This window comes from Streptomyces sp. NPDC059371, from assembly GCF_042751995.1.
Taxonomy (GTDB): Bacteria; Actinomycetota; Actinomycetes; order Streptomycetales; family Streptomycetaceae; genus Streptomyces.
In genome coordinates, this window is record NZ_JBHYXD010000012.1 from 26,280 (window position 1) to 51,969 (window position 25,690).

The 25,690-nt window shown below is 70.5% G+C and carries 19 protein-coding genes and 1 pseudogene; 12 read left to right on the plus strand and 8 right to left on the minus strand.

All coding sequences use genetic code 11. From position 1 onward, the window contains the following. Positions 1 to 29: 29 nt before the first annotated feature. A complete protein-coding gene (locus ACFXGX_RS09855) occupies positions 30 to 1,091 on the minus strand; it encodes a LuxR C-terminal-related transcriptional regulator (protein WP_384787329.1) in 1,062 nt (353 codons plus the stop codon). 99 nt (positions 1,092 to 1,190) lie between these two features. Between ACFXGX_RS09855 and ACFXGX_RS09860 the strand changes: the two genes are divergently transcribed. Together ACFXGX_RS09860 and lexA are read left to right on the plus strand one after the other, a co-directional pair. Next, the gene (locus tag ACFXGX_RS09860) at positions 1,191 to 1,379 is read left to right on the plus strand and encodes a hypothetical protein (RefSeq protein WP_384787332.1); all 189 of its coding nucleotides are present in this window, start codon (positions 1,191 to 1,193) and stop codon (positions 1,377 to 1,379) included. A gap of 131 nt (positions 1,380 to 1,510) precedes the next feature. Then, positions 1,511 to 2,182: a transcriptional repressor LexA gene (lexA, locus tag ACFXGX_RS09865; RefSeq protein ID WP_384787334.1), complete on the plus strand. Its 672-nt coding sequence runs from the start codon at positions 1,511 to 1,513 to the stop codon at positions 2,180 to 2,182. Positions 2,183 to 2,881: 699 nt separating this feature from the next. Here the strand turns inward: lexA and ACFXGX_RS09870 are convergent. After that, entirely contained in the window at positions 2,882 to 3,214 is a 333-nt protein-coding gene (locus ACFXGX_RS09870; RefSeq protein WP_384787337.1) for a hypothetical protein, read from the minus strand. 303 nt (positions 3,215 to 3,517) lie between these two features. Then, positions 3,518 to 4,321 carry a phosphotransferase gene (locus tag ACFXGX_RS09875; RefSeq protein WP_384787340.1) on the minus strand — a complete coding sequence of 268 codons (804 nt, stop codon included), beginning with the start codon at positions 4,319 to 4,321 and terminating at the stop codon, positions 3,518 to 3,520. 226 nt (positions 4,322 to 4,547) lie between these two features. Here ACFXGX_RS09875 and ACFXGX_RS09880 point away from each other — a divergent pair, with 226 nt between their 5' ends. The 4 genes from ACFXGX_RS09880 (at position 4,548) to ACFXGX_RS09895 (ending at position 8,386) form a co-directional block, all read left to right on the plus strand. Continuing rightward, positions 4,548 to 5,384, plus strand: coding sequence for a hypothetical protein (locus ACFXGX_RS09880; protein ID WP_384787343.1), 837 nt, complete (start codon positions 4,548 to 4,550; stop codon positions 5,382 to 5,384). A 181-nt stretch (positions 5,385 to 5,565) separates the two neighbouring features. After that, a complete protein-coding gene (locus tag ACFXGX_RS09885; protein WP_384787346.1) occupies positions 5,566 to 5,976 on the plus strand; it encodes a hypothetical protein in 411 nt (136 codons plus the stop codon). 390 nt (positions 5,977 to 6,366) lie between these two features. Continuing rightward, entirely contained in the window at positions 6,367 to 6,876 is a 510-nt protein-coding gene (locus ACFXGX_RS09890; protein ID WP_384787349.1) for a hypothetical protein, read from the plus strand. 685 nt (positions 6,877 to 7,561) lie between these two features. Further along, entirely contained in the window at positions 7,562 to 8,386 is an 825-nt protein-coding gene (locus ACFXGX_RS09895) for an SAM-dependent methyltransferase (protein WP_384787352.1), read from the plus strand. Between the two features lie 153 nt (positions 8,387 to 8,539). Here the strand turns inward: ACFXGX_RS09895 and ACFXGX_RS09900 are convergent, their stop codons facing one another. Further along, positions 8,540 to 10,306 (minus strand): ATP-binding cassette domain-containing protein, encoded by a 1,767-nt coding sequence (locus tag ACFXGX_RS09900; RefSeq protein WP_384787583.1) that lies wholly within the window; start codon positions 10,304 to 10,306, stop codon positions 8,540 to 8,542. A 209-nt stretch (positions 10,307 to 10,515) separates the two neighbouring features. After that, the gene (locus tag ACFXGX_RS09905; RefSeq protein WP_384787355.1) at positions 10,516 to 11,397 is read right to left on the minus strand and encodes a phosphotransferase enzyme family protein; all 882 of its coding nucleotides are present in this window, start codon (positions 11,395 to 11,397) and stop codon (positions 10,516 to 10,518) included. Between the two features lie 892 nt (positions 11,398 to 12,289). Here ACFXGX_RS09905 and ACFXGX_RS09910 point away from each other — a divergent pair. Further along, positions 12,290 to 13,105: an ABC transporter ATP-binding protein gene (locus tag ACFXGX_RS09910; protein ID WP_384787358.1), complete on the plus strand. Its 816-nt coding sequence runs from the start codon at positions 12,290 to 12,292 to the stop codon at positions 13,103 to 13,105. Further along, on the plus strand, positions 13,102 to 15,597 hold the full coding sequence (locus ACFXGX_RS09915; RefSeq protein WP_384787361.1) for an FtsX-like permease family protein: 2,496 nt from the start codon (positions 13,102 to 13,104) through the stop codon (positions 15,595 to 15,597). Before ACFXGX_RS09910 ends, ACFXGX_RS09915 begins: the two co-directional genes overlap by 4 nt. Before the next feature lie 396 nt (positions 15,598 to 15,993). Here the strand turns inward: ACFXGX_RS09915 and ACFXGX_RS09920 are convergent, their stop codons facing one another. Beyond that, a complete protein-coding gene (locus ACFXGX_RS09920) occupies positions 15,994 to 17,496 on the minus strand; it encodes an FG-GAP repeat protein (protein ID WP_384787364.1) in 1,503 nt (500 codons plus the stop codon). 447 nt (positions 17,497 to 17,943) lie between these two features. Here ACFXGX_RS09920 and ACFXGX_RS09925 point away from each other — a divergent pair. Next, a pseudogene (locus ACFXGX_RS09925) lies at positions 17,944 to 19,048 on the plus strand (hypothetical protein). Positions 19,049 to 19,202: 154 nt separating this feature from the next. Here ACFXGX_RS09925 and ACFXGX_RS09930 read toward each other — a convergent pair. Next, entirely contained in the window at positions 19,203 to 19,982 is a 780-nt protein-coding gene (locus tag ACFXGX_RS09930; protein ID WP_384787367.1) for a hypothetical protein, read from the minus strand. A 482-nt stretch (positions 19,983 to 20,464) separates the two neighbouring features. Here ACFXGX_RS09930 and ACFXGX_RS09935 point away from each other — a divergent pair, with 482 nt between their 5' ends. Then, a complete protein-coding gene (locus ACFXGX_RS09935) occupies positions 20,465 to 22,237 on the plus strand; it encodes an MOSC domain-containing protein (protein ID WP_384787370.1) in 1,773 nt (590 codons plus the stop codon). Between the two features lie 125 nt (positions 22,238 to 22,362). Continuing rightward, positions 22,363 to 22,707, plus strand: a complete 345-nt coding sequence (locus tag ACFXGX_RS09940) for a DUF2750 domain-containing protein (protein ID WP_384787373.1) — start codon at positions 22,363 to 22,365, stop codon at positions 22,705 to 22,707. A gap of 188 nt (positions 22,708 to 22,895) precedes the next feature. Here ACFXGX_RS09940 and ACFXGX_RS09945 read toward each other — a convergent pair whose 3' ends face one another. Next, positions 22,896 to 23,561 carry a cutinase family protein gene (locus tag ACFXGX_RS09945; protein ID WP_384787376.1) on the minus strand — a complete coding sequence of 222 codons (666 nt, stop codon included), beginning with the start codon at positions 23,559 to 23,561 and terminating at the stop codon, positions 22,896 to 22,898. Positions 23,562 to 23,879: 318 nt separating this feature from the next. Here ACFXGX_RS09945 and ACFXGX_RS09950 point away from each other — a divergent pair, with 318 nt between their 5' ends. Continuing rightward, positions 23,880 to 25,370, plus strand: a complete 1,491-nt coding sequence (locus ACFXGX_RS09950) for a LuxR C-terminal-related transcriptional regulator (RefSeq protein ID WP_384787379.1) — start codon at positions 23,880 to 23,882, stop codon at positions 25,368 to 25,370. The last annotated feature ends 320 nt before the right edge of the window (positions 25,371 to 25,690 follow it).

Sequence of the window (25,690 nt, forward strand, 5' to 3'; positions counted from 1 at the left end):
GCCGCCCGAGGCGTGCCCCGGCAGGCCGCTCAGGCTCCGCCCGTGGTCGCCGAGGCCGGACCGGAGGACTGCACGCGGGCCAGGTACCCGGCCTGGAAGCGGCTGGCCGCGCCCAACTGCTCCATGATCTCGGCGATGTGCTTGCGGCAGGTGCGCAGCGACATCCCCAGCCGTCGCGCCACCATCTCGTCCTTCATGCCTTCGGCCAGCAGCCGCACGATGGCCTGCTTCACCTCGTCCCGCGCCGAACTCTCCGTCCAGGCGGGGTGATAGGGCTCGGCCAGCGACCAGGCGTGATCGAAGGTCGCGCAGAGATACGAGACCGTGGACGGCTCCTGGATGACGATCGCCGCGTCCAGGTCGTCCTGGTGCGGGATGAACACGGTCTCCCCGTCGAAGGCGACCATCCGGCCGAACAGTTCGCTCAGTGTCCTGATCTCGGCGCCCTCGTCGGTCATGCGCCGCGCGTATTCCTGCGTGGGCAGGTGGTAGCGGGCCGTGTGCTGGTACAGCGTGCGCATGCGTATGCCCCGGCGCAGCATGTCGCGGTCCTGGATGAACGCCTGCTCCAGGAGCGCGGGGGAGCGGCCGCCGCCGGGGTGACAGGTGCGGACCTCCTTCCGGCACCGCATGGTCGCCTCGGTGATCATTCCCACGACGGTCTTCAGGTCCGTGACCTCCGTCAGCGGCGCCCGCCCCTGCCACTGCCGCCGGCCTTCCGCATAGAACGGCGCCAGGAGGGAAAGCTCTGCCCGCAGCCGATCGATCTCGGCGAGTTGCCGGCGCAACCCCGCCTCCCTGGGCGCGACCAGCGCGGCCAGGGCCGCGTCCGGCGCCACCGCCACGAACTGGTCGGGGTTCCCGGGCAGATGGCGCAGCAGCAGAAGCTCGGTCAGGGTCGCCACCGCCGAGGCCGCCCGGCTCTCCGGCAGCCCGAGCTTCGCGCCCAGCGTCCCGGCGTCGCACGACCCCTGGTCGCTCACCCACCGGAACACCCGGACGGCGTCCTCGGACAACTCCGTCTCGTGCGACGGCCACCCAGCCGTCGTACGAAGGTCCGGAACCGTGCCGTCCTCACCGATGCCGCCCACCCAACCCCCTCATCAGCCAGAAGACCTCAACAGCCCGCAACCGTGTCCATTGTTCAGATGTGCGATGGAGTTTCCCAGACCCACCTGGAAGGAATCACTGTGAAACCGGCCAAAGGCGCATTCACCCTGCTCTTCGAACGCTTCACCGTGCTCGGCCAACGGGTGCGGGGGCGGCAGCGCCGCGGCGGTGGCGAAGGAGTCACGGCCCGCGAGATCCTCGACCAGCCTCCGCGCCCGGTGCGCGAGGGCGACGACGACTCGCCGAGCGTGCCGACACCGCACTGGTGAGTGCCCACCGACCCGGGGCCGAGCCTGTTTCGCGTCATGGCGGCTCGGAATTCCCCTCCCGGCGTTCCGTATGCACTGGATGGCGGGTTAAAGTCAGGTTCCGCGAGGATCTTGACACGGAGGGCCCGGGGATGGAGAACAGTGCGCCAGTACGCCGGGGACGACCCCCGGGCGTACAAGCCGTCGAAGGTGAGCTGACCGCCCGCCAGGCGGCCATCGTCCGGTACATCACCGAGGCCGTCGCCCGGCAGGGCTACCCGCCGTCGATGCGGGAGATCGGCCAGGCCGTGGAGCTCTCCAGCACCAGCTCGGTCTCCCACCAACTGGGCGCCCTGGAGAACAAGGGAGTCCTCTACCGCGACCCCCACCGTCCCCGCGCCTACCGCGTACGTCCCTCCTGGGCACCCGACCTCGCCACCCGGAGCTCGGAGCCGGCCGAGGTGCCGCTCGTCGGACGGATCGCCGCCGGCGCGCCACTGCTCGCCGAGGAGATGGTCGAGGACGTCTACTTCCTGCCCCGCCAGGTGGTCGGCGAGGGCGAGCTGTTCGCCTTGACCGTGTCCGGCGACAGCATGATCGACGCGGCGATCTGCGACGGCGACATCGTGACCGTCCGCAAGCAGGACAGCGCCGAACACGGCGACATCGTCGCCGCCCTGCTGGAGGACGAGGCCACCGTCAAGGTCCTGCACCGACAGGACGGCCAGGTCTGGCTGATGCCACGCAACGCGTCCTTCGCCCCGATCCCCGGCGACGGCGCCCGCATCCTCGGCAAGGTGGTCGGCGTTCTGCGTCTGCTCTAGCCGTGCTTGGTGGAGCGATCACGGGGCTTGGACGGTCCAGGTTCGCCTTGCCGACCTCGCTTGGCACCTGACCGCGACAGAGTGCGGGAACGTCAACTGAAGTGTCCAGGAGGCCAGTAGGCGAGATCGCGATCTACGGCTGGAGTACTGGAGGCCCCGTTGTGGCTGGTGCCTGGCGACATCTGGACCTGCGGGGCATGGCGCGGCGGATGAAGCAGAACTGGCCCAGGCATGGGCCCTTGGGTACCGTGTGCCGGACATCAGGGGGGCGCATGGCTTCGTACATCTGCAAGGTCTGTCGTGAAGAAGTGGTGGACGAGCCAGGTCGCGAGAACCAGACCCCGATCGCGCACTCGTGCGGTCGGGCATTCGGATGGCGGTCTCGTGCATCGGCCATCGGGTCGCCCGATGCGCCGCGGCTGACGGTTTGGGAGCGCCGTTCGTGGCGGAAGGGCCGCTCGTCCCGGCCGGGCCCGTGGAGCCGGGTTCCCCGCAGTGTCAGGGTCCTGGCCCTGCTCAGCGCCCTGGCGCTCTCCTTCGCCATTGTTCTGCGGGTCGCGGACGTGGGCGGAGACCGGGTCACGCATTGCCCGGAGAACGTCTTCCAACACGACGTGTGCTGACCGGGTTCGGCCCGGCCGGTGTGTGGGCGTGGGGCCAGGATCACCCCGTCCGTGACCAGCCGCTACGGGGCAGCCCTCAGCAGTGGTAGCCGTCCGGGCACTCGGGGAGCAGCACTCCGAAGATCAAGAAGGCGAGAATCAGCACACTGGACACCGTGGCCATCGTCAAGAATCGCCCGCGCGCCTTTCGCCGGTCCCTGACCTGAGCCACCACCAATCCCGCTGCCGGCGCGAGCACGGCAGTGAACAGCGCCACCAGGCCGAACACCCAGCCGGTGTCTCGTCGCGCGTCCGGCAACCCCATCGCGTGCGCGATCGCCGGAGCGAACAGGAGGAGAGGCGCGGACGCCCACCAGCACGACAGTGCTCTGATGATCCCGTCCGTTCGTGCAGGCACCAGGCCGGTCAACCTCATTGCCCCGCGACGGCTTTCCGGAGCGTTCCCAGACGATGGCATGCCCGCATCGTAGGCAGCGGAGAGGAGCATGTGGCCGTTTCAGGCCTTGGCCTTTCCGGGAACGGATTTTCCAGGCCGGCTCCGAAGTCGTAGTTACGCCAGTCGCCCCAAAGGCATGTTGTTGTGGCCGGGCCGAACTCTTCCTCGCCTCGCCGCCGTCGCCTGCGCCCTATCCGCTACCCCCGGTTCACCAAGTGACGTGACTTCCAAGGGGTGATGGCCCCCCGAGGCCGTTGTCCCTGTTGAACCACCGGCTCAGTCCGACAGCTCCCACAACAGCCGGTAGTACATGATCCGTTCCCGGTCCGGCTCGACCCCGTAGGCATCGAGCAGCGGCTCTTCCCATCCCGGACCGTAGTTCCACTGCGTACTCCGTGTGGCAACCGCGAGGTCGGCCCAGCGGTCCGCGAGGCCGAGCGCGCCGAGGTCGACGTGGCCGCCGCACGTGCCGTCGGCAGCGACAAGGGTGTTGGGAGCGCAGGCATCCCCGTGGCACACCACGAGGCGGTCGATGGGCGGAATGTCGGCGAGGGCGCCGAGTGCGCGCTCGACCGTGCCGAACCTCTGCGTGTCTTGATGCCAGTCCGCCGGGTGCGTCCGGCCCGCCGCCGCTCGCGACCGCGCACGCTCCAGTCGCCTGTCGGCGGACCAGTCGAACGGGCAGTCCGCGACGGGCAGGGTGTCATGGAGAGCCCGGAGCCCGGAGCCGATCGCGCGTACGGCGGTGCCGGGGTCGTGCTTCCAGCGATCGTCCACCGCCATCCACCCGGGCAGGCCCTGGGTGATGATCCAGGACCCAGAGGCGTCGGCGCCCTCACCGAGCACCCGCGGCACCACGGTGAACCGCGCCGCCCATCGCAGTCGTGTCGCCTCGGCCGCGAGGTCGATTCCGCTGCCGGCCGGTGTCCACTTCACGAACTGCCGTGTATCGCCCAGGCCGACTTGGAACGTCAGCCCGCCGAGCTCGTTCTGCCAAACGACTCGTGCCGGCCGCCCCGCCGCGAGCTCGGTGACGATCAGTGGAGTGTCGACATGCCCTGTGGGTGCGCCGGCTGTCATCCGCCCAGTCTCGCCGGCGCGGTCGCTGGGAGGCGAACTGTTTGATCTCGCGGCGCTCGGCGGCTTATCACCGGGCAGCAGGCGAAATCCTCACTTCTGCCGTTTTGATCTTCCTCGGTTCACCCCCTGGAAAGACTTTCGGGGAAGGCGCGTTGGGCGCCCGTCCGGGGCTGTCGCCGGCCCAAGACCCCCTTTCGTTGTTCACCCCCGAGATCCGAGGAAGTAGATGCCCGACACGGTCAACTCACTGGCCGCCCGTGTTCATGAACTGCTGGTGGCGAACGTGGCCAACGCCGCCGCCGCGGTGGTACCAGGGCAGAGCGTGCTGTCCTCGCCGGCGCGTACGTTCCTCGGCGTCCCCCAGCGGGTCGACGTCACCGCGGGATTCCACGACGTCGTCGCGCGCGCCAGAGCGCTCGGCACCGACGGCACCTGGTTGGTCGCCGCCGGCCACGCGGGCCTCGCCGGGCTGGCCGTCGCGCGCGAACAGATCGAGCAGGCACTGTCCCACCTCGACGTAGCGGTGACAGCCGGATTCAACGACTGCGTGGCACTCCACATGGCCGCCCTGCATCCGCTGCACGCTGATCCCCGCTTCCGCGCCCTGTATCAGCGGATGCGCGTCACGCAGGCCGACCTCGACGAACTCCTCTGGCTGCATCTGGAGATGCACGTCATGTCACGGGACGCCAGGAGAGCGAGCATCGACAACATCAGTCGCCGTGACACCGGGGTGGCGCTGTTGCCCCAGGCGCCGATGCCGACCCGCACACCGAACAGCGTCGGCGTCCTGATCACCCGCATCGATCTCGCCGCGGCCCAGACCGCGCTCCAGCAGGCCGCCACGAAATCGGACATGCAGCGCAGCACCGGGAACGTCAGCCTCAGTGTCATCGACGACTCCTGGGACTACGCGCGCGCCAGGCGTGATGGCTGGCGAGCCGACGAGCTGGAATCCCAGCGACGCCAAGCCGCCGCGGCCCGGGCTTTCGTCGAACGCCCAGGCGCCGGCACCCTGCTCGGTCCCTGCCCGCCGCTGGGCTCGATCCCGTACCCGGGCTGAAGGGCCGGCGCCGGCTCGCCGCTCATCGCGGGTGCCGCCGAGTCTCCCGTCGCCGCCCACGCCCGCACGCGCGTGCGGTCCTGGTAACCCACTGTCACAGGATCGTCACCGCTGGTATGCGCGTCGGCCGGGTCTGCCAGCCTGACGGCTGACCACATATCTGGATATTTGGGGGAAACCTGTGTACTACCGTACGATCCCGGCCGTCCTCGCGCTGGCCGCACTCGCGTTCATCACCGGTTGTTCCGGCGATGACACGGCAGACTCGTCCGGTACCGACGGGCGGCAGACGCCGGGCGCCTCGGCCGGTCCGGGACTGCCCGGCTCGTCCGGCGGAAACGCGGACGGGGTGAATCCCGATGCGCCGGACGCTACGGCGGGCCAGGGCCAGGCGGACTCCGGGTACGTCGACCGCGTCGACCAATGCGCCGCCGCGATCGTCCTGCAACCGGACGGGAGCGTGCCCAGCGCATGCGAGGGCCTGTCGTCCGAGCAGTTGCGACAGGCGGCCGAGACCGCCGCGGAGGCCGCGGAGACGGGCGCGGAGCTGCAGGAGAAGGGGGATCAGGCTGCCATCGACGTGATCGGCTGATCCCGTCATCGACCTGATCGGCTGATCTCGCCGAGGGCCGGGCGTGCCGAGAGCCGCCCGGCCTACCGCCGCCCGGCCTACCGTCGGTCACCCCGCCGCGCGGGGACGGAGCCCTGGTGAACCGCCGGCTGAGCCGTCGGCCGTGCGAGAGGTCCACTGGCCCCACGAAGCCCAGCGGAGGCTCCGTGAACCCGTCCGGGAGCACGGACACTCCTTGTCGAGACACCTCTGCCACGCCCCCCGCCGCAGAGATCACCGACCTGAAACGCAGCCAGAAACCTCCGGGAAGACTCGTCGCCAGGCGCTCCACTCCTGCGGTCCACCGTCTCACCGGAAGGTGTCGAGGAAACCCATTGGGCCTGCTCATCCCATCAGCGGCATCATGGACAGATGTCGTCGACCGAACCAGCCGCCCGTGAGCTTCAGGATCGTGCCGTTCTCTGGAGTGTGGGTGAGATCCGCGCAACCGATGTCGTCGCCGCTGCCTGCGAAGCACTCGTTGCCGGCCTCGACACTCCCGCCCTACGGATCTTGGCCGCCTGTACGCGCGCCGAGGCGGACTACGACGTCCGGGACCTGTTGCCCCCAGCACTTGATGAACTGGGGCTCGCCTTCTACTCAGTGGGCAGTGTCGCCGGACAGGAAGCCGCCGCACGGGCACTCGCTGCCCGGATGCTGGCCGGTGAGATGACTCCGCGCGAGTTGGCCTTCCGGATCCACTCGCGCTTTGGACACGAGCTGCCCCTCGTCGAGGGGCTCGCCGAACTGGACGACGATTACGACACCCTCGACTACAGCAACAGAACCCGGGCACAGGTCGACGCCGATGTCACAGCCGAAGCGCTTCGGCTGGGCCGGCATCCAATAGCGCCAACGGAACTCACGGATGCACCAACCTGAACCCTGCCCTCTGTGCGCCGATTCAGCCTGAGGTACCTCGACCCAGGCGGGCGAGCTCGGATGCGGGCGCCGTACGACGGCGGCGCCCGCAGGCATCGTCAAAAGCGCAGGACCTCGACTCCCCGGTGTTCCAGCGACGGCACTTCGGCGTTCACGAACTCGGCCCTGTCCGCCGCTCCGCCGCCGACGACGACGGAGGTCGGAATGATCAACGGCCGCCCCTCCGCGACCACGTGGACGTCCTCATTGGAGAAGACGACGATCTGGGTGACCTGATCACAACGGATCCCCTGATCCTGTTCCGGTCCGTGCCGACCATGCCCTGGCGCGCGGACGGAAGCGGAGACAGCCGGGCAAGTGACGTTCGCAGCAAGCCCACTTGGTGCCGGACTTGTCAGTGACGGTCCATTTGGGCTCACCGGCCGCTTCCCCGGGCGCACCCCTGTCGGCTCTCGGCACCGGGGAAAGGATCGGGGTGGTGATCGCTGATCTCGACTGCGGCGGGGCGCCGGCCGGTTAGGCTTCCGACGGCGAGAACCTCCTCTGCGCCGAAGGCGCGGCTCGCACCGGACGAGGTGAGGCCGGCGGCCTGGCCGAGGGTCGGTTGAACGAAGTAGCCGGACTTGCCAGTTCGATGGTCCGAAGTGCTGGGCAGTGCGTTCTCTCGCGGGGGAGGATGGACGGCATGACGAGCGAAGGCACCTCGATCGACGCCACCAAGCCCAGCATTGCGCGTGTGTACGACTATCTGCTGGGAGGCAAGGACAACTACGCCGTGGACCGGGAGATCGGCGACGTGTTCAAGCGCGATCTTCCCGGCTCAGTGGCGATCGCCTTCGCCAACCGATCCGCGTTGACCCGGGCGGTCGCGGAGATCGCCACGACCACCGAGGTGACCCAGTTCATAGACCTGGGCAGCGGACTGCCCACCGCCGACAACGTGCACCAGGTCGCGCAGCGCCACACCCCGGAGTCCCGCGTGGTGTACGTCGACATCGACCCCCAAGTGCTCGTCCACGGACGCGCCTTGCTGGAGGAGAACGACCGGACCCGGGTCATCGAAGCAGACGTCCGTGACCCCGAAGCCGTCTACAACCATCCCGAAACCCGGGAAATGATCGACTTCGACCGCCCGGTGGCCGTCGTGTTCAGTGCCATCCTCCATCACGTCAACGACGAGGAGGACCCTGCCGGGATCGTCCGCTACTGGCGCGACCGCGTGCCCTCCGGAAGCTACTTCTTCGTCAGCCACTTCCGTTCCGGCAACAACCCGGAGACGGCCGAGGCGGAGAAAGTCCTCCAGCAGACGTTCGGGCGTGGCCGCTGGCGTACCGACGAGGAGATCGCTTCCCTGCTGGACGGTCTGGAGATCCTCGACCCCGGAGTCGTGGCCGCCTCGCTGTGGCGCCCAGCAGCGGTGGACATCGACAGCCCGTGGAACGACGGCGGCGCAAGGGAACTCACGGTCTGGGAACATCTCATCGCCGCGGGCCTGGCCCGCAAGCCCTGACGGCAACAGGCTGTTCGTGCGCCGGGTGCCGCGCGTGGGGTGGTGCCCGTGCCAGGCCTTCTACAGCCACGGCAGAACGACCTGCTCCAACTCCCCACCGCAGTAAGGGGCGGGGCCGCGTCCGCACGCGGGCCCCGCCGGGTTGGTGAGAGGTCAGCGGTCCTGGGCGAGTGCGTACAGCTCGCCCAGGAGGCTTCCCTCGGTGGTGACGAGGGCGTCGAAGGTGCCCTCCTCGCGGATGCGTCCCCGGTCGAGGACGATGACGCGGTCGGCCATTCTCACGTTGTCCAAGCGGTGCGTGACGACCACGGTGATCCGGTCCGGGGCCATCTCGCGGAGCTTGCGGAAGATCAGGTGCTCGCCGCGGGCGTCCATCTCGCTGGTCGGCTCGTCCAGGACGAGCACGGCCGGCTCGCGGTACATCGCCCGTGCGCAGGCCAGGCGCTGCCATTGCCCGCCGGACAGCTCGTGTCCGCCCCATACGGAGCGGGCCAGCAGGGTGTCGAGCTGGTCCGGGAGCCCTTGCAGGACCTTGGCCATGCCCACCCGTTCCGCGGCGTCCCAGACGCGTTCGTCGCCGTGCTCACGGGGCTGGCCCAGGGTGATGTTCTCCCGGGCGCGCAGGGGCCAGTGCCCGTTCTTCTGGGGGACGAGGCCGACGTGCCGCCAGACGGACTCGGCGTCGGCGGTGGCGAGGGCGGTGTCGTCCCACCGGACGGTTCCGCCGGTCGGTACGGTCAGCCCGGTGAGCAGGCGGATCAGGGTCGACTTGCCGGCGCCGTTCTCGCCGACCAGCGCGACGACCTCGCCGCGGTTGAGGGTGAGGGTGATCGGGTGCAGGGCGGGGGCGTCCTTGTTGGGGTAGGTGAACTCCGCCTCGCACAGGTGGATCTGCCGCGGCGCCTTGGCCCGGGTGGTGCCGCGGGCGGTGGTCGTGGAGCGGACTTCGTCGACGAAGGTGTAGTAGTCGCTGAGGTAGAGGCCGTGGTGGAACATCACCGCGCCGTACCGCACGATCGAGTTGAGGGCGCGCCCGGCCGTCTGGGAGGCGACGACAGCGGTGCCGGCGAGGGCCGTCGACATCGCTCCCGAGATGGCCAGCGCAGCCAAGGAGGCCCACATGCCGAGCGTGAACAGGCCCGCCAAGGAGGCCGCCAGGAGTGTCACCAGCAAGTACGGCCGGGCTCCCTGGAGTTCACGCCCCTCGACCCGGTCGCACATCGCCCGGTACCAGGAGTGCAGATAGGGGCGCATCGTGTTGGCGCGCAGTTCGTCGGCGAGCTCGGAGGTGGTGAGCCACCAACGCATCATGCCGCGCACGTTGCGGGCGGAGAGGGTGCGGTCATGGACGCGGTAGTCGATGCGCGCGGCGATGACTCCGCCCAGGCCTCTCGGGACGACCGACAGCAGCAACACGCCCAGGAGCAGGGGGTGGAGGGAGGTGAGGACGGTCGCGGCGGACACCAGTTGGACGAATCCGTTGGTCAGCGTCTTGGCGTCGTCGGCGAGGTCGACCGCGCGCAGCGCCCCGATCTCCGCGGCTTGGCTCCGGTCGGTGAACCCTTCGGTGTCGTACGCCGAGAGCTCGGCTCTCATGTGGAGGTCGACCAGGGTGAGATCCGCGGCCGAGGCGATCTTCGGATTGAGGCGGCGGGTCGCCCAGTCCGCGAGGATCCACATACCCGCGCCCGTGGCCATCGCGACGACCGCGACGGTCAGTGCCGGCCAGGCCTGCCGGAGGCCGGTGCGGGCGTCGGCGGTGGCGAGGTGGGGCAGCGCTCTGGAGACCGCGGTGAGCATGACGGCGGTGCCGAGGCCGGACAGCACCTGGCACAGGAGGATCGTGAGCGTCATGCGTCGGTCGACGGACCAGGCCAGCCGGGCCGACTGGGCGAGCGCCATCGGGATGCGGCGGGCCATCTCCCACAAGGTGGCGTCGTCCATGGCCCGGCGGTGTTTGCGCCCGTTGTAGTCCAGCTCGGGGGGAGCCGAGGGCTGAGGGGCCGCCGAGCGGGCGCCGGGAACGGCCGCCGCGGTGTCCCCGGCGGCGGACAGGGCTTGCGGATCGTCGGCGGACAGGGCCTGCGGCACGGCGGCCGTCGGCGGTCGGCCGGTGCCACGGAGCCGCTTCACGCGAACACCCCTGTCATCAGTCGGTGGAGGGTGCGCCGCCCGCGTGCGGCGAGGCATGGATCGTCGTACTCCTCGCCCCGGTTGAGGGCGCTCACCGCGTACAGGGCGGCCAGGCACTTCAGCACATGGAGCTCCGGTGGTGTCAGCTCACGTCCGTACCCGCTCAGGCAGGCGGTGCGCAGCCGCGGTCTGTCCGGCCACACCTCACAGGCAAGGGCGACGAACTCCTGGACGACGGGCGCGAATCGGGAGCGCTCGAAGTCGACCCAGGCCCCGCGCCCCGACCAGAGCAGGTTCCTCGGCCAGGCGTCGCCGTGGATGAACCCGAGCGGCAACGGCCCTACCCAGCGGAGTTGTTCGGTCAGGGTGCGTACGAGCGTGCGCTCCGCCTCCGTCAGTCGATCCCCGGCATCCTCCAGGCGTCCCTCCACGCCGTGCGCCGTCGCGCGCAAGGCTCCTTCGGCCTCGACACGCCAGGGGCCCCTCAGGTCGCCGGCCGCGTGCAGCCGGGCCAGGAGCAGACCGCCCTGGCGGTGTGCCTCGTACTCCTCGGCCGCCGTGAGCGTGAGCTCCTGCACCGGGCGGCCGGGCACGGCGGTCGTCAGCAGCGCCAAGTGCTCGGCGCTGGACGCCCGGAGCTGAGGCGCTCGGCCGGCTCCCAGCGCGGGCACCGCGTGCCGCAGGGCGAACGTCTCCCTCTCGTACGTCCGTGCCGTGCGGGAGACCTTCAGGTAGAACCGGCAGCCGTTGCCGCGTACGAGCTCCCACACCCGGGAGGTCCGCCGCGGGTGCGAGGCGTCCCGGACCTCGGCGACGGCCCCGATCTCCCGCTCGGCCCAGCCGCGCAGCGCCGTGGGAAGTGTCTTCGCGTCGCTCATGCCCCCCACCTCGGTGACGGTCGTGATGCCGATGCGAACGGGGCGCGGCGCGCGTCCGCCGGGCGCTGGAGCACCACGGGCTTGACGGACACAGCGGGAGGATTTTCGAAAGAGGGGTGGGCGGCGGGAAGGGGACGTACGGGATTCATGGATTTCTCCTCGGTAGGGATCGGGTGGAGCACCCCGGACAACGCGGCAGGTCACGGGGCCGATACGGGTCGGACCGGGCGACGGATCGCGCACAGGTTCGAGATGTGGTGCGGCGGGCAGGCGCGGGTTGCGCTTACGCCCGTTCGATTCACTCGGCCAGGGGACAGTGGTGAAGACGTGACCCGAACGGGGGATTGCGGGAGGGCGTCGAAAGCACCGGTCTCCTCAGGGGGCGTGGATGGGCCGAGGAACGGAACCCTGGGTCACGCCACTGACAATCGGGCGGGTGCGGTGCCGGGATCCGGACAATCCAAGCGGCTGATTCGGCGTGGGACACGAGTCCTTGAGACGGCCGAATGGCCTGGGAAGGAGGCCGGAGAAAGGATTCTCGAACCGGACGACGAATCCCCGGAGTTGAGCGGCCGGCGAGATGGCTTGAACTGCCCGGACCGTGCATGAGGCGTGGTCGGATTCCGGAGTGGCGGACCGCGGTCCGCCACGTCGGCGGCTAGCGTCGGGCCTTATGCGCCGCTGCGGGCCGGACGGTGACGCGTGCGCCCAGCGCCGACCCCGTCGCCTCCGTGCTCCGCGAAGGGTTCGGCCTCGTCGTCTCCGTCCTCCGCGAAGAGTCCGGCCTCGGGTTAACCCCACCCTCGATCCGCCGGCAACCGCCATGGTCCGCGGTGACCGCTATCCGTAGCGTCGAGGTGTCGCTGCGAGAAGATCGAGAGAGGGCGGAACATTGAGGCTGCGCGGGAACAAGCGGCGGACGACGGACGGCCCGGCGGGTGTCCAGGGCATGTCCGCCCTCGCTGTCGAACTGCGCGGCGTACGGCGGCAGTACGGCCGCGGCAACGGCGCCGTGCACGCCCTCGCCGGCGTCGACCTCGCCCTCTCCCGCGGCACCTTCACCGCCGTCATGGGCCCGTCCGGCTCCGGCAAGTCCACGTTCCTGCAGTGCGCGGCCGGGCTCGACCGGCCGTCGTCCGGCTCCGTACGCCTCGGCGGTACGGAGATCACGGGAATGCGGGAGAACGAGCTCACCGAACTGCGCCGCAGCCGCCTCGGCTTCGTCTTCCAGGCCTTCAACCTGCTGCCGTCGCTCACCGTCGAGCAGAACGTGCTGCTTCCGACGCGGCTGGCCGGACAGCGCCGGGACCGCCCCCGCGCCGCCGAGGTGCTGGCGCGGGTCGGGCTCGCCGACAAGGCCGGACGTCGGCCCGGCGAGCTCTCCGGCGGCCAGCAGCAGCGCGTCGCCATCGCCCGCGCGCTGGTCACCAGCCCGGACGTGATCTTCGCCGACGAGCCCACCGGCGCCCTCGACACCAACACCGCGGCCGAGATCCTCGGCCTGCTCCGGCACGCGGTGGACGCCCTCGGCGCCACGGTCGTCATGGTCACCCACGACCCGGCCGCCGCAACCTGGGCCGACCGTGTGCTGTTCCTCGCGGACGGCGTCTTCGCCGGCGGTCTCGACCGAGGCGCGCCGGAGCAGATCGCGGCGCGGATGGCCGCCCTCGCCTCCCCGACGGGCGCGATGGCGAGGGCCGCGGCGTGAGGAGCCTCGCCCCCAACGGCCTCGCCCGCGCGGCCGTGCGCTTCAAACCCGCCTCGTTCGCGGGCACGTTCGTCGCGTTGATGATGTCGGCCCTGATCGTCTCCGCCTGCGGCATCCTCCTGGAGACGGGTGCGCGTGCCTCGGTACCGGCGGAGCGGTATGCGAAGTCCGCCGTCGTCGTGGCGGCCGACCAGTACGCCCACCTGGTCACGGGCAGCGGCGACAGCCGGTCGGACTCCCCGGGACTGCTGCCGGACACCGCGCGCGTGGATGCCGTACTGGCCCACAGGGCGGCCCGCGTGCCACAAGTGAAGGCGGCGGTACCGGACTTCACGTTCCCCGTGCGTGAGGGGGACGGAACGCTGACCGGGCACGGCTGGGGTTCACACGCCCTCACCGATGCCGCGCTCGTCTCCGGGACCGCGCCCCGTACCGGCGAGGTCGTGCTCGACGCGGCGGCAGCAAGGGCCGCGAAGGCCGGCGTCGGTGACACTGTCGCCCTTGAAACCGCCACCGGGCGGGCCGAGTTCCGTGTCTCCGGGCTGGCGAAGGCCGGAGCCGGTGACATGAACTCGGGCGCGACGGGCTGGTTCTCCGACGCTCAGGCGCCCGCGCTCGCCGGGCACCCGGGCAAGGCCGACGCCATCGCCGTCCTGACGAAGACCGGGGCGGACGCCGACGCCGTCGCCGACGGTGTGGAAAAGGCGCTCGCCGGCACCCGCGCCAAGGTGTACTCCGGCGACGATCGCGGCGCCGTCGAGGAGCACGGGCTCGGGTACGCCAAGGAGACGCTCACCGGTCTCGGAGGCTCCTTCGGCGGGATCGCCGCCGTGGTCGCCGTCTTCACTGCGGCCGGCACGCTCGCCCTGTCCGTCGCCCAGCGCGCCCGGGAATTCGCGCTGCTGCGCGCCATCGGAGCCACCCCGCGGCAGATCCGCCGCGCGGTCGCCGCGGAGGCACTGCTCGTCGCGCCCATCGCGGGGCTGGTCGGCTGCCTGCCCGGGGTCGGCCTCGCGCACTGGTGGTTCGGGCAGTTGAAGGACCGCGGAGCCATCCCGGAAGCCGTTGACCTGCATGTGTCCTTCATCCCGCTGGTCGTCGCCGTCGGCCTGGGACTGCTGACCGCGCTCGTGGCCGGCTGGGCGGCCGGCCGCAGGCCCGCGCAGACCAAGCCCGGCCAGGCGCTCACCGACGCGTCGGTGGAGCGGCTGCGGCCGGGCGTGATCCGTACCGGACTGGGCATCGGAGCCCTCGTCGGCGGAGGGTTCCTCACCGGTCTGGCCGCCCGTTCGGCCGGGGACGACGCCGCCAACGCGGCCCTGGGCGTCGTCATGCTCTTCATGCTCGCCGTCGCCCTCCTCGGCCCTCTGGTGGCACGGCTGTGCGCGACACTGTTCGGGCTGACGCTGCGCGACGGCGGCGCCGCGGCCTCACTCGCGGCCGCCAACTCCCGTACGAACGCGCGCCGGATGGCGTCCGCGATCACCCCGATCGTGCTGGCCATGGCGTTCGCCTCGACGCTCGTCTTCATGCACACGAGCGAGAGCCACGTCGCCGCGCAGCAGCTGCGGGCCGGCGTCACCGCGGACCACATCGTCACGGATCCGGCCGGACTGCCCACCGACGCGGTCTCCCGGGCCGCCCGCTCGCCTGGCGTCGACGTGGCCGTCGGCCTTCTCGAAACGCAGGTACTCGTGCCCGTCGGCTCCGGCGGAGACCGATGGCTCGAAGGCGCGGCGACCCAGGGCATCTCCGGCTCCGGCGCGCAGCTCGCGAAGGTGCAGGACCTCGACGTACGCAGTGGCAGCCTCGACCGGGTCGGCCGGGGCCGTATCGCCATCGACAGGACGCTCGCCACCTCGGCGAAGGTCGGGATCGGCGACAGGCTGCCGCTCCACCTCCCCGACGGCACCGGGGTCAGCCCCGAAGTCGTCGCCGTGTACGGGCGCGGCCTCGGCCTCGCGGCGGTGACCATGGACCGGGCGTCGCTGGCCGCCCACGTCACGTCGGGCTTCGACGGCACGCTGCTGGTACGGGGCGGCGACGCCAGGGCACTGGCGCCGCTGGGGAAGGTCACCGACGCCTCCGGCTACGCCGTCGAGCGGAACACCGACGGCGAACTCAACGCCTGGGCGAACTACACGATGGCCGCGGTCCTCGGCGGCTTCGCGGCCGTCGCCGCCGTCAACACGCTCGTGATGACCGTCCTCGACCGACGTCGTGAACTGGGCATGCTTCGCCTCGTCGGCGCCACCCGCATCCAGGTGATGCGGATGCTCCGCTGGGAGGGACTGCTGGTGGCGACAGCGGGCGTGGTCCTGGGCACAATCATCGCCGTGGCCACGCTGATCCCGATGACGCGCGGTCTGACGGGGGAGTCCCCCTACATACCCCCGCTGATGTACGGGGCTTTCGCCGCGGCAGCGGTCGGCCTCGGCCTGCTTGCCGTCAGCCTCCCCGCGCGAGCGGTACTGCGCGAGGGGCGAGCCTGACATCGGTGGCCGGGCCGGGACTTCAGGCGGGTGCTTGAGACAGGCCCCGCTTGCCAGGAGTGACCCCCCTGACGCGACGTCTGCTGATCCCGGTGATCCGCTGGTGTGCAATGACGCATGCACAGTGATGCGGGGGTCAGAGGGAGCCCGGTGGAGGCGTTGAAGCCGACCGATCCGCAGCAGGTGGGCCGGTACCGCATCGCGGGGTTACTCGGGGCCGGCGGGATGGGCCGTACTCACCCGCACGGGGTGCGGCCGCCGGGTCCGAGATCCGCGCCCGCGTCCGCTCCTTGACCGACGGGCCGGTGCGTACCTCGCACCGGCCCGTGAGCCTCGTACAGCCTGGTGAGTTCTGAAGGGAATCCGCCGAACTCGCAAGCCCTCTTGGGTCTTCCGCTACTCGTCGATCGCCGCGCCGAACCGTGCGTTGGCCGTCGGCGCCCCGAGACGCGCTCCGTCATAGGTCCACGAATCCTTGGCGGTGAGGCCCGATGACGACGCGGGAATGACCCATACGAAGCCGTCGTCGGTGTTCTCACCCGGTGCCGCCGCCAGAAGACCGAAGCGGCCGTCATGGTTGGCGTCGAAGAGCCGCACCTGGCCGCCCCAGCGGTCCGAGGCCTCCGCCGCGCCCGGAACGCCCGAGGAGTTCTGGTCGAAGCTGCGCACGCCGGATGCCGTCAGCCCGCCCGGCGCTCCGCGCAGCGTCCAGACCGCACCCGCGTCGGACACGGAACCCACGTCCTCCCCGGGTGCCCCGATGGCGAGGTCCGGGCGGCCGTCGCCGTCGGTGTCACCGGAGGACAGTTCGGCACCCCACCGGTCGCCGGCCTCGGCCGTGCCGGGAACGCCGGGGGAGTCCTGCGTCCACGTCTGCGCCGCGGTCGGGTCGAGGCCGGAGAGGTCGCCCTTGCCCAGATGGACGGAGACGGATCCACCGACGGCCGAGCCGACGCCCGTGTCACCGATGGCCAGGTCGTCCTGGCCGTCGTGGTTGAAGTCGCTGGAGACGACCGCGGGACCGCCTTCGAACACGCCGCCGTCGCCGAGCGCCTCCACGCCGGGTGCGCCGTAAAGCACCTGGGTGGCGCCGACGCCCGGCTGGTCGCCGGTGGTCACACCGGAGATCGCCAGGTCCGCCCAGGAGTCCTCGTTGTAGTTGCCGTGGCTGAGGCTCCGGAAGGCGAAGCCGGTGTCCAGCGGGCTCACGTCCCGAGCGCGGACCCGCGTGTCCACCGCTTTCAGTTGCCGGGCCGCCGCGGTTGGCGCGGAGGTGAAGAACAGCAGAGTGTCGTTCTCCACGACGGCGATGCTGTCGCGCGGGTCGGCGTCGGGGTTCGCCGGGTCCGGGGCGAAGTACCGGGCGGCTTCGATGGCCAGACCGAACTTCGCGCCCGCCCGTAGGTGGTCGGTGTCCTCCAGCCAGGTGCTGTCGGAGCCGTGCAGGCCGCTCGGCGAGCCCCAGAAGACGACGGCACCGCCCGCGTCGGACAGCCCCGCGAGGTCTTCGCCTGGGATGCCGACGATCGCATCGTCGTAGCCGTCATTATTCAGGTCACCGGAGGCCACGGCGCTGCCGAAGCCGTCGCCGGCCTCGGCTGCGCCCGGAACGCCCGAGGTGTTCTGATGGAGGACGCTCTTCTTGGTGGTGCTGAGACCGCTGGACGAGCTGTACTGCACGGAGACGTAGCCGGCGGACCTGGCGCCGCTCACCGTGGCGCCTGGGGCGCCGATCAGCACGTCGTCGAATCCGTTGCCATCGAAGTCGCAGTTGTGCTGTTGCCAGCCGATGGACGGGAAGGGCGTTACGGCTTGAGCCGCGGGGGCCGCGATCACCGCGCCGCCACCGAGAGCGAAAACTGCCGCGGCCGTCAGAGCCGCACGGTTGATGTGACGCACAGGAGCGAACCTCCTTGGGTTCGTGGGCTGCCTGCGGCGTCCTGCTCGGCCGAGGCGGACAGGGTGAATGGGGCTGATGGGGTCGGGGGCCGGCATGACTCCAGGCTCACCGGACAGCGGCTGCGGTCATGCAAGTCCCCCCGTCGGAAGACGCGGTGAGACCGACGCCTTCATCTGCTCACCCAGAAGACACCCGAGGTTCGTCCAGGGTTGTAGTCGGTGCGAGGGACGTGGGTCCTGGGCCCTTGCCGGGCGGGACGGCGCAGTGCGTTGGCGTGGTGAGGCGGAGCGGGACAGCGGGACACAGAGCGGGAGTAAGACGCGGATCGGCGCCGGCGAACGCACGGCTGCCAAACGCTGCGTTCCGGCGTTCCGGCGCACGAAAACCCGTTGGCTGCTCCGCCGCTGAGCTGCGACGATGCCCGCGGTTTCTCTAGCGGAGGACGATTGTTCGTTTTCGTGTGTGCGGGGTGCGGCGCCAGTCTGACCGTCCCGCTGTCCCAGGTCGCACTGCCGAGCCACGCCCGTCAGAAGTACGGGAACGGAATTCAGCTCCCGGTGCTCATGGAGCCGGGCACGTTCGCCGTGGACCCGGAGCCCTGGGGGCCGCCGTGGCGGAGCTGGGAGAACATCGATCTGGACGAGGCGGCGGCCCGCGGCGTCTACGCACCGGTCCACGCCTTGTCCGAGGGCGCGCCCGGCGCAATCGTCATCGCGCCTGGGGAGGTCCGAGGCACAGTGCTCGTCCCGGAGAACGCGGGCGGCTACTGCTGCGGCCTCGACTGAGGTGACGGCCCCAACATGGCCTGCGAGGCGTGCGGACGGCCCGTTGCGAACCGAATCGACGACTGTTCACTCTGGCAGGCGGTCTGGCTCGCGCCGGACGCCGTGCGCCGTGTCCCCGTCGACGACGCCCAAACCGCGACGCTCTCCTGGGCGGAAGTGGTGGCGAAGGGGAAGGGCACGCCCCCGGTCGCACCGGTGGCCAGATGGGGTTCGCTGCGAGCCGGACCACTGGTGGTCATGGAACCCGCAGTGGGAGGCGGCGGCCGGCCGGGCGCTCGCACACCTGCTGGCGGCCTCGGACGGTCGGCCCGTGACGGTCCCGCAGGGCCTGATCGCGGAAGTGTTCCAACATGCCCTCGACGCCCTGCTGCCTGCGGGCCCACAGGCGCGACGCGTCTTCCTCGCCGGACCAGGACTGCCCACCCCCGACACGGACGCCGACATACTCCTCCTGCCGACCCACCCGCAGACAGGAGAGCTCTGGAGCCCGACGGGCCCGGCCGCATCGGCATACCCCGTGCCGCTGCCGTTCGGGGTGTGGAAGTGGCTGGCATCCCCCGAGCCACACCTCCCACTCCCCGCCTCGGGCACCATGCCGGACGGCGTCCTCCGCGACTACCCGCCCCCGCCGCGCCCTCACCGCCTCATCCGCCTCGACCCGATGATCTTCGAGCACACCCTGGTCCGGCTGCCGGCCGTCCGCAGCCGATGGCTGCGCGAGATCCTTGAGGATCGCACGCAGCACATGCGCGCGGGCCTCTACTAGCCAACAAAATGTGCCGCAGGCCGCCGTCGCCTCGAACGGTCTCCGGATGCATGCTCAGATGCCCGGACACTCTCACCGAGCCTTGGAGGTCAGCTCATTCGGCGAGTCTGCGGTGGCAGATGAGGGTGCAGGCGCCGATGTCGGTCGCACCCGATCAGCCGCCCGAAGTGTTCTGTGTCGCCGCGCGTGCCTCGGTGAGGGCTCGCTGCCTGAGGTTGCCGCCGAACAACTGCATCGTGGTGGCGGCCAGGATGTCATCCCTGCGGATGGTCCGCCCGTCCCCCCTGCGGGCGGACATGGCCGCGAGCGAATCGTCGAGGAACGGGTGTGGGGCCGGTTCGCCCGACGTCACTTGGGTGACCGTACCGAAGCGTTTGACCCCGCCCTCGCGGACGACCATGGCCGCATCCCGGGCGAGGTCCGTCAGGAACACGCTCGCGATTCCGTCCAGGTCGCGGACCATCGCCGGGACGGCCGTCGCCCCCTGGCTCCACAGCAGCTTCCTGACCCCGGCCTCGAACCTGTGGGCGCCGACCACAGCACTCGGTTTGCGCGACCTGCTGCGCTTACGAGAAGGCACGATGACACCCTCGGCGTCGTACAGGACACCGGTCAGGCCTTGAAACGTCGGGCTGTGGTCGTACCACTCGGCCCCCACCTCGAGCTCCACGTTCCCGTCGATCGCCGAGAGAAGGTCCCCGGGAATCAGCTTCCTCCGGGCCTTCTCCGCCGCCGCTCTCCTCGCGCCGTCGATGATCTCCGTCAGCACCGTCCGCGTCACCGACGCGGCGGCCCACGCGGCCGGCCGAGAGACGTGCATCGGGGTCACGTCCCTGAACACCGCTTTGACGAGGCAAGGCTTGAACGGCGAGACATCCATGACCGAGGCGGTCCGGGGACCGCTGCGCTCAGGGCGTGCGGGCTGTGCGGTCATCGGAAGAAACGCTCCCTGCTGTCGGAGTCATCAGAGACCCATGCTTCACCACGCAGACCCGCTCTCTTTCCCCTTCCTCCCTCGAGGAGGCACCGGGTCAAGGGCCTGACGGCACAAACCGGCGCGGTCGAAGGACTCGATCACGTCGGCGTATTGGTGGTCGAACGCCGTTGTGTCCCCACGGTACGTAGACCGATCCCCAGGCGGTCCCGGCCGGTGAGATCCTGCGTGTGTACGTGACGCGCGAGGCCGGACCATCGACGGCCGCAGACGTACCCGACCGGATCCTGTCGGCCTCACGGGTTCCGCGGTGACGGCGGGAACCTCCCGTGCTGTTCGCACGGAACCCGGCTCCCATCCGCCCGCGGAAGCAGGGCGGACCCGTGCCCCGCTGTCGGCCGAGGATGCGCGGCGCCCTGTTGCCGTGGAGACTCGGGGTACCGGCGCGAGAAGGAACACCACTCGACGGGAGACGGCCGCGCATGGCGACGCTGATCGCGGTGAACGTGGGGCTGCCCCAGGATGTGCCCTGGAAGGGCCGCACCACCCACACGGGCATCTGGAAGCGGCCGGTCGCAGGACCGCGCATGGTCCGGCGGCTCAACATCGACGGTGACGGGCAGGGTGACCTGGGCGGTCACGGCGGCCCCTTCCGTGCTGTCCTGGTCTACCAATTGGACTCCTACCGGTACTGGCAGGACCATCTGAGGCGGGACGACTTCGTCCACGGTCAGTTCGGGGAGAACTTCACGGTCGACGGCCTGCCGGACGACGAGGTCTGCATCGGGGACCGGTACCGCATCGGGGACGCGCTGTTCGAGGTCACACAGCCCCGTGTGACGTGCTACCGCGTCGGCTTGCGCATGAACGAACCCCGGATGCCCGCTCTGCTCGTGGCCCACGGCCGTCCCGGCTTCTATCTGAAGGTGCTGGCCGAAGGACTCGTGCAGGCGGGCGACGACATCATCAAGATCGCCGACGGCCCGGAGGGCATGACCGTAGCGGACATGGATGCCCTCCTGTACAAGGCCGACCACCCCCAGGCGCATCTCGAACGGGCCCTGCGCATCCCCGCGTTGAGCCCCGGCTGGCGGGCTTCCATGCAGTTGCTCCTCGATGAGGCGCACGGCACCGGGGCGTCCACCGGCAATGCCGGGCTGACCGGCGCGGGGGCGGCTCCACCACCGGCCTGGCAGGGATTCCGGCCCCTCACGGTCACCGAGATCGTCCCGGAGAGCTCCGACGTCTTCTCGCTCTTCCTCGGTGCCCCGGACGGTGATCCGCTCCCTGCCGCCCTGCCCGGCCAGTTCGTCACGGTCCGCATGCTGCCGGACCTGCGGGGCCCTTCCGTCATCCGCAGCTACTCCCTGTCGGGGCAGCCCGGTGACGCGTCGTACCGGATCAGCATCAAGCAGGAACCACACGGCGTCGGCAGCGCCTATCTGCGGCGGCACATCGCCGTCCACGACACCCTGGACGTGGCGGCGCCCCGAGGGACCTTCGTCCTCGGTGAGACCTCGGCGCCGGTGGTCCTGATCTCGGCGGGGGTAGGAGCCACTCCCGTCCTGGCCATGCTGCACAGCCTGGCCAGGAGCAAGCATCCCCACCAGGTGTGGTGGATCCACGGAGCACGCGACGGAGTCGAACACCCGTTTGCTCGGGAGGTCGGCGCCCTGCTTTCGCGTCTGTCCTCGGGCCATCGATACATCGCCTACAGCCGTCCGCGTGACGACGACCGCCTCGGCGAGGACTACAACGGTGTCGGCAGGCTGTCGGGCGCGGTCCTGACCGGCCTGAACCTCCCACCGGAGGCGCAGGCCTATGTCTGTGGGCCGACCGCGTTCATGGACGACATGACCGCGGCTCTGCTGGGCTGCGGGCTGGAGTCGGCGCGGATCCATACCGAGATCTTCGGGTCGGTCTCCGCGATCACGCCCGGCGTGCTGCCGGCCGACGCCCCCGCACCCCACGCGCCCGCCTCCCCGCCCGGGCCGGGCACCGGGCCGTCCGTCTCGTTCGCCCGCAGCGGCCTCACCGTGCCCTGGGACTCCGGTTACGGCGCTCTCCTCGATCTGGCCGAAGCCTGCGACGTTCCCGTCCGGTGGTCCTGCCGCAGCGGGGTCTGCCACACCTGTGAGACCGCCCTCGTCTCCGGCCGGGTCGACTATTCCCCCGACCCCATCGACGCTCCGGCCGACGGCAACGTTCTCATCTGCTGTTCGCGGCCCCACCAGGACGTGATCCTCGATCTCTGACCAGGGGCAGCCACGTAAGCCCCATTCGTCGGGTCGTCCACGCGTATGCGCTCGACGTCGTGGGCCGAAGTCGTTCGGGACCTCGTGGCGATATGAGGGGAGGAGAACCCTTAGGCTCACTGGCCATGAGTCAGAGCGGTTCGCAAGCGGCGGCGTTCTTCCGAGACGTCAGCCGAAGCGGGGTGGTCTGGCTCGTCCGGGATGACGACGGAATGCCGACTCACCTCGCCGCGGACGGCACACGCAGTCTTCCGTTCTGGTCGACCTCGGCCCGCGCCCAGAGGGCAGCGAAGATCTGGGGGAATGGCCTACGTGTTGAATCCCTGTCGCTGGACAGCTGGCGCGATCGCGAATTGCCCGATTGTGGCAGGGACGGCCTCAAGATCGGCATCAACTGGAGCGGGCCACGCTTGGTCGGCTGGGACTTCACCCCCCAGGAGGTTCTCAACCGACTGGCGGTGGCTGGCTAGGTCGATTGCGCTCCGCCATCCTGGGCACGGAAGGGTTCGGAGACCGGCTCCAGCTCAGCAGCCAGTAGTCGGCAAGGGCAGTCACCGCTCCGTTCAGCCGGCCATGGCCGTCGCCACAGCGCCGTACGGACTTGGTCGCTGCGAAGAGGTCAGGTCTCGGCCGATACACCCGGCCTCAGCCGACCCACTCAACCCAGGCCGACCCGCTCGGCGGCGAACCGTCCGCCCTGCTCGACACTGCCGTTGAGGTGGTAGGTCAGATGCGCGGCGCTGTTGCGGCCGTTGCCGCAGACCGGGTCGCCGGCATTGCAGAACTCCTTGGCCTTGGAGCCGAACTGGCCGCCGGCCGAGGCGATCGTGCGACCCGACAACCGCAGCGGGTTGCCGAAGACGACGATCGCCTTGACGCGACCCGCGAGCCCGGCGGGGATGGTGCGGCCCGTGCCCAGCCGGGTCGAGATCCCCAGGGCGATGTCGGTGACGCTGCCGCCCTGCGAATAGCCGCCCAGCACGAAGGAGGTGTTGGGGCAGTTGGCCGCGGTGGACTTGACGCGGTTCGTCATGTCGGTGGCGCCGGGTCCGGCACTCGTCTGGGAGAAATTCGCCGCGTAGTCGACGGCGTACGACGACACGGTCTTCCCCGGCAGGGCGCTCTTGATGCTCCTCACCAGTGGGGTTCCCGTGATTCCGAGCCCGGGGGCTTCTCCGGTGCCCCGGGCGAAGACGACCTCGACGTCGGAGCACGGGGCTGCGGACGCCATGGAGGGCAGCAGGGTGAGGCCGGCAGCGCTGAGAGCGCCGACGCCGGCGAGGGACACGAGAGTGAGACGACGCCGTGACGCATGACGGGACATGGGGTTCCTCTTTCTCGAGCGGTGGTACGAGCGCTCAAGACGGGGGTTCGTTCTCCGAGCGCAACAACACCGTAGGAAGCGCCACGCCCCACACGTATCGGTGGAATCACCGGTCGACCACCAGTGCACCCCTGTTGGATGGACAGTCAGCAATGCCGTAGAACCGGGCCCGCGCCCGTCGGCCGCTCGTTAGCATCGGGCACAGCAAGACCACAGAGAACGGTGGTGCGCGTGGGCCATGAAGCGACTGGCAGGGATCCCGACCAACCGGACGTTCCTCCTGCGCGAGCCGAGCAACTGCCGCCCGCCCAGCCGGAGATGACGCTCGGCCTTCGTCTGTTGCGCGACGGTCCCGTCTCCGACGCCCACAACCTTCTGCTCCTCGCCTCCAGAACCCTGCGAACGACCGACGTGGCCCGCTCGCGCGAGGCGGGCGTCCAGGCCTCCCTGGCCGCCTGGTCGGCGGGCGACCGTGACGGCTACCTCGCGGCGCTCGACGAGCTCTGCCCTCCAGCCGTGCCTCCCGACGAGGAACCTCTCGCCGAGGCCGGCCACGATCCGGTCGAGGTCTTCTGGCGCGCCTACCGAGACGGCATGCACAGGGCCCTGCACGGTGACTTCGAACGCGCCAACACGCTGCTCGGCCCCGTACTGAACGTGCTGAGGGCGCAGGAGGAGGCCTCACGGCTCCTGTCCGCGGGCACGATCGCACTGATGCTGGGCGACCTCGCGACGGCACGACAGGTCCTCGGCCTCGCACTGGCCACCGCCCGCTCCGAGGCGACGCCGACGTTCCTTCCCCGCATCCTGGAACACCTCGCCTACGCCGAGCTGCGGGAGGGCAGATACCACCAGGCCCGTGTGCACGCGGAGGCCGGACTGCAGGCCGCCGCCGAGCACCCGCAGAGCAATGTGACGGCCGGACTGGCCGCGGTCCTCGCCCTGGCCGCCTCCATCGCGGGCGACCCGGCCGAGGTCGCCACGCACGCGCAGTCGGCTCTGCACATCGCCCACGCCCACGGGCCCGGCCAGGCGCGAACGCTCGCCGAGTGGGCCCGGGCCCGCGCGGACCTGGGCCACGGCAACGCCGAACACGCCGCCGCGCGACTGGCCCCGCTCGTTCATGCGGGACCGCGGCAGGGCCATTTCGGTCTGTGGATGATGGCGGTCCCCTGCTACGTCGAGGCCGCGGTTCTCGCCGGCCACGACGTGGACGCGGATGTGGAGCGCCTGATCGGCCAGTACGACCAGTGGGCTTCGCGGGGAGCGGACCCGCCGGCCCCGGCCGTTGTCCTACGCTGCCGGGCGCTGGTGGCGGGCAACGAGGAGAGCGAAGGCCTCTTCATCGCTGCCCTGGCCCGGCACGAGAAGGTCGACAGCCCCTACGAGCACGCCCGGACCCACCTCGCGTACGGGATGTGGCTGCGACGTCGACGCCGTCCCGTGGAGGCGCGTACCCAACTACGCCGTGCCGTCATGGGGTTCGACCAGTGTGGCGCCGACGCATGGACCGAGCGGGCCGACGCCGAGCTCAGATCGGCCGGAGAGGCGCCCACCGCCGTGGCCGCCTCCCGATCCGAGACGGGACCGCTGACTCAGCTCACCCCGCAGCAGCAGCGCATCGCCCACTCGGTGGCTCGGGGCGCCACCAACCGCGAAGTGGCCCGCCAGCTGTCGATCAGCACCCGTACGGTCGAGTACCACCTGCGCAACATATTCACCCAACTCGGAATCCGCTCCCGGGTGGCCCTGGCCCGTCAACTCGAACCGGATCCCCCTGCTGCCCGCACGGGCGGACAACGCCCTTGACCTACGCGACGGCGGCGAACGGCCGTACGGATTCGGTGATGCGCGCTTCCGTCGAATCCCAACACTTCGCGTCCGCCCCGGACATCCGGAGCACGCTCACGCTGCCCCCCGCTCGTGGGCTGCGCAGAACGTGCGGCTAATGGCGGACCGCCAACCTCCTGCGGGCCCACAGGAACCCGATCACGCCACCAACTGACACCAGGTACGCCGTCAGCGGCCCGTCATTCAAGGCAAGGCCCGGTAGCGCGACGACAGTGACGATCAAGAGCCATCCGCTTCCGGCCACGACGAGGTCCGCCGAGTCAGGGCGACGCCGTTCG

What these genes read in the sequence shown, in the direction of transcription:
- ACFXGX_RS09935 (WP_384787370.1), top strand. Translation starts at nt 20,465, where the DNA reads ATGGCGACGCTGATCGCGGTGAACGTGGGGCTGCCCCAGGATGTGCCC.
- ACFXGX_RS09930 (WP_384787367.1), bottom strand. Translation starts at nt 19,982, where the DNA reads ATGACCGCACAGCCCGCACGCCCTGAGCGCAGCGGTCCCCGGACCGCC.
- ACFXGX_RS09900 (WP_384787583.1), bottom strand. Translation starts at nt 10,306, where the DNA reads ATGGCCCGCCGCATCCCGATGGCGCTCGCCCAGTCGGCCCGGCTGGCC.
- lexA (WP_384787334.1), top strand. Translation starts at nt 1,511, where the DNA reads ATGGAGAACAGTGCGCCAGTACGCCGGGGACGACCCCCGGGCGTACAA.
- ACFXGX_RS09880 (WP_384787343.1), top strand. Translation starts at nt 4,548, where the DNA reads ATGCCCGACACGGTCAACTCACTGGCCGCCCGTGTTCATGAACTGCTG.
- ACFXGX_RS09950 (WP_384787379.1), top strand. Translation starts at nt 23,880, where the DNA reads ATGACGCTCGGCCTTCGTCTGTTGCGCGACGGTCCCGTCTCCGACGCC.
- ACFXGX_RS09940 (WP_384787373.1), top strand. Translation starts at nt 22,363, where the DNA reads ATGAGTCAGAGCGGTTCGCAAGCGGCGGCGTTCTTCCGAGACGTCAGC.
- ACFXGX_RS09890 (WP_384787349.1), top strand. Translation starts at nt 6,367, where the DNA reads ATGTCGTCGACCGAACCAGCCGCCCGTGAGCTTCAGGATCGTGCCGTT.
- ACFXGX_RS09895 (WP_384787352.1), top strand. Translation starts at nt 7,562, where the DNA reads ATGACGAGCGAAGGCACCTCGATCGACGCCACCAAGCCCAGCATTGCG.
- ACFXGX_RS09905 (WP_384787355.1), bottom strand. Translation starts at nt 11,397, where the DNA reads ATGAGCGACGCGAAGACACTTCCCACGGCGCTGCGCGGCTGGGCCGAG.
- ACFXGX_RS09875 (WP_384787340.1), bottom strand. Translation starts at nt 4,321, where the DNA reads ATGACAGCCGGCGCACCCACAGGGCATGTCGACACTCCACTGATCGTC.
- ACFXGX_RS09945 (WP_384787376.1), bottom strand. Translation starts at nt 23,561, where the DNA reads ATGTCCCGTCATGCGTCACGGCGTCGTCTCACTCTCGTGTCCCTCGCC.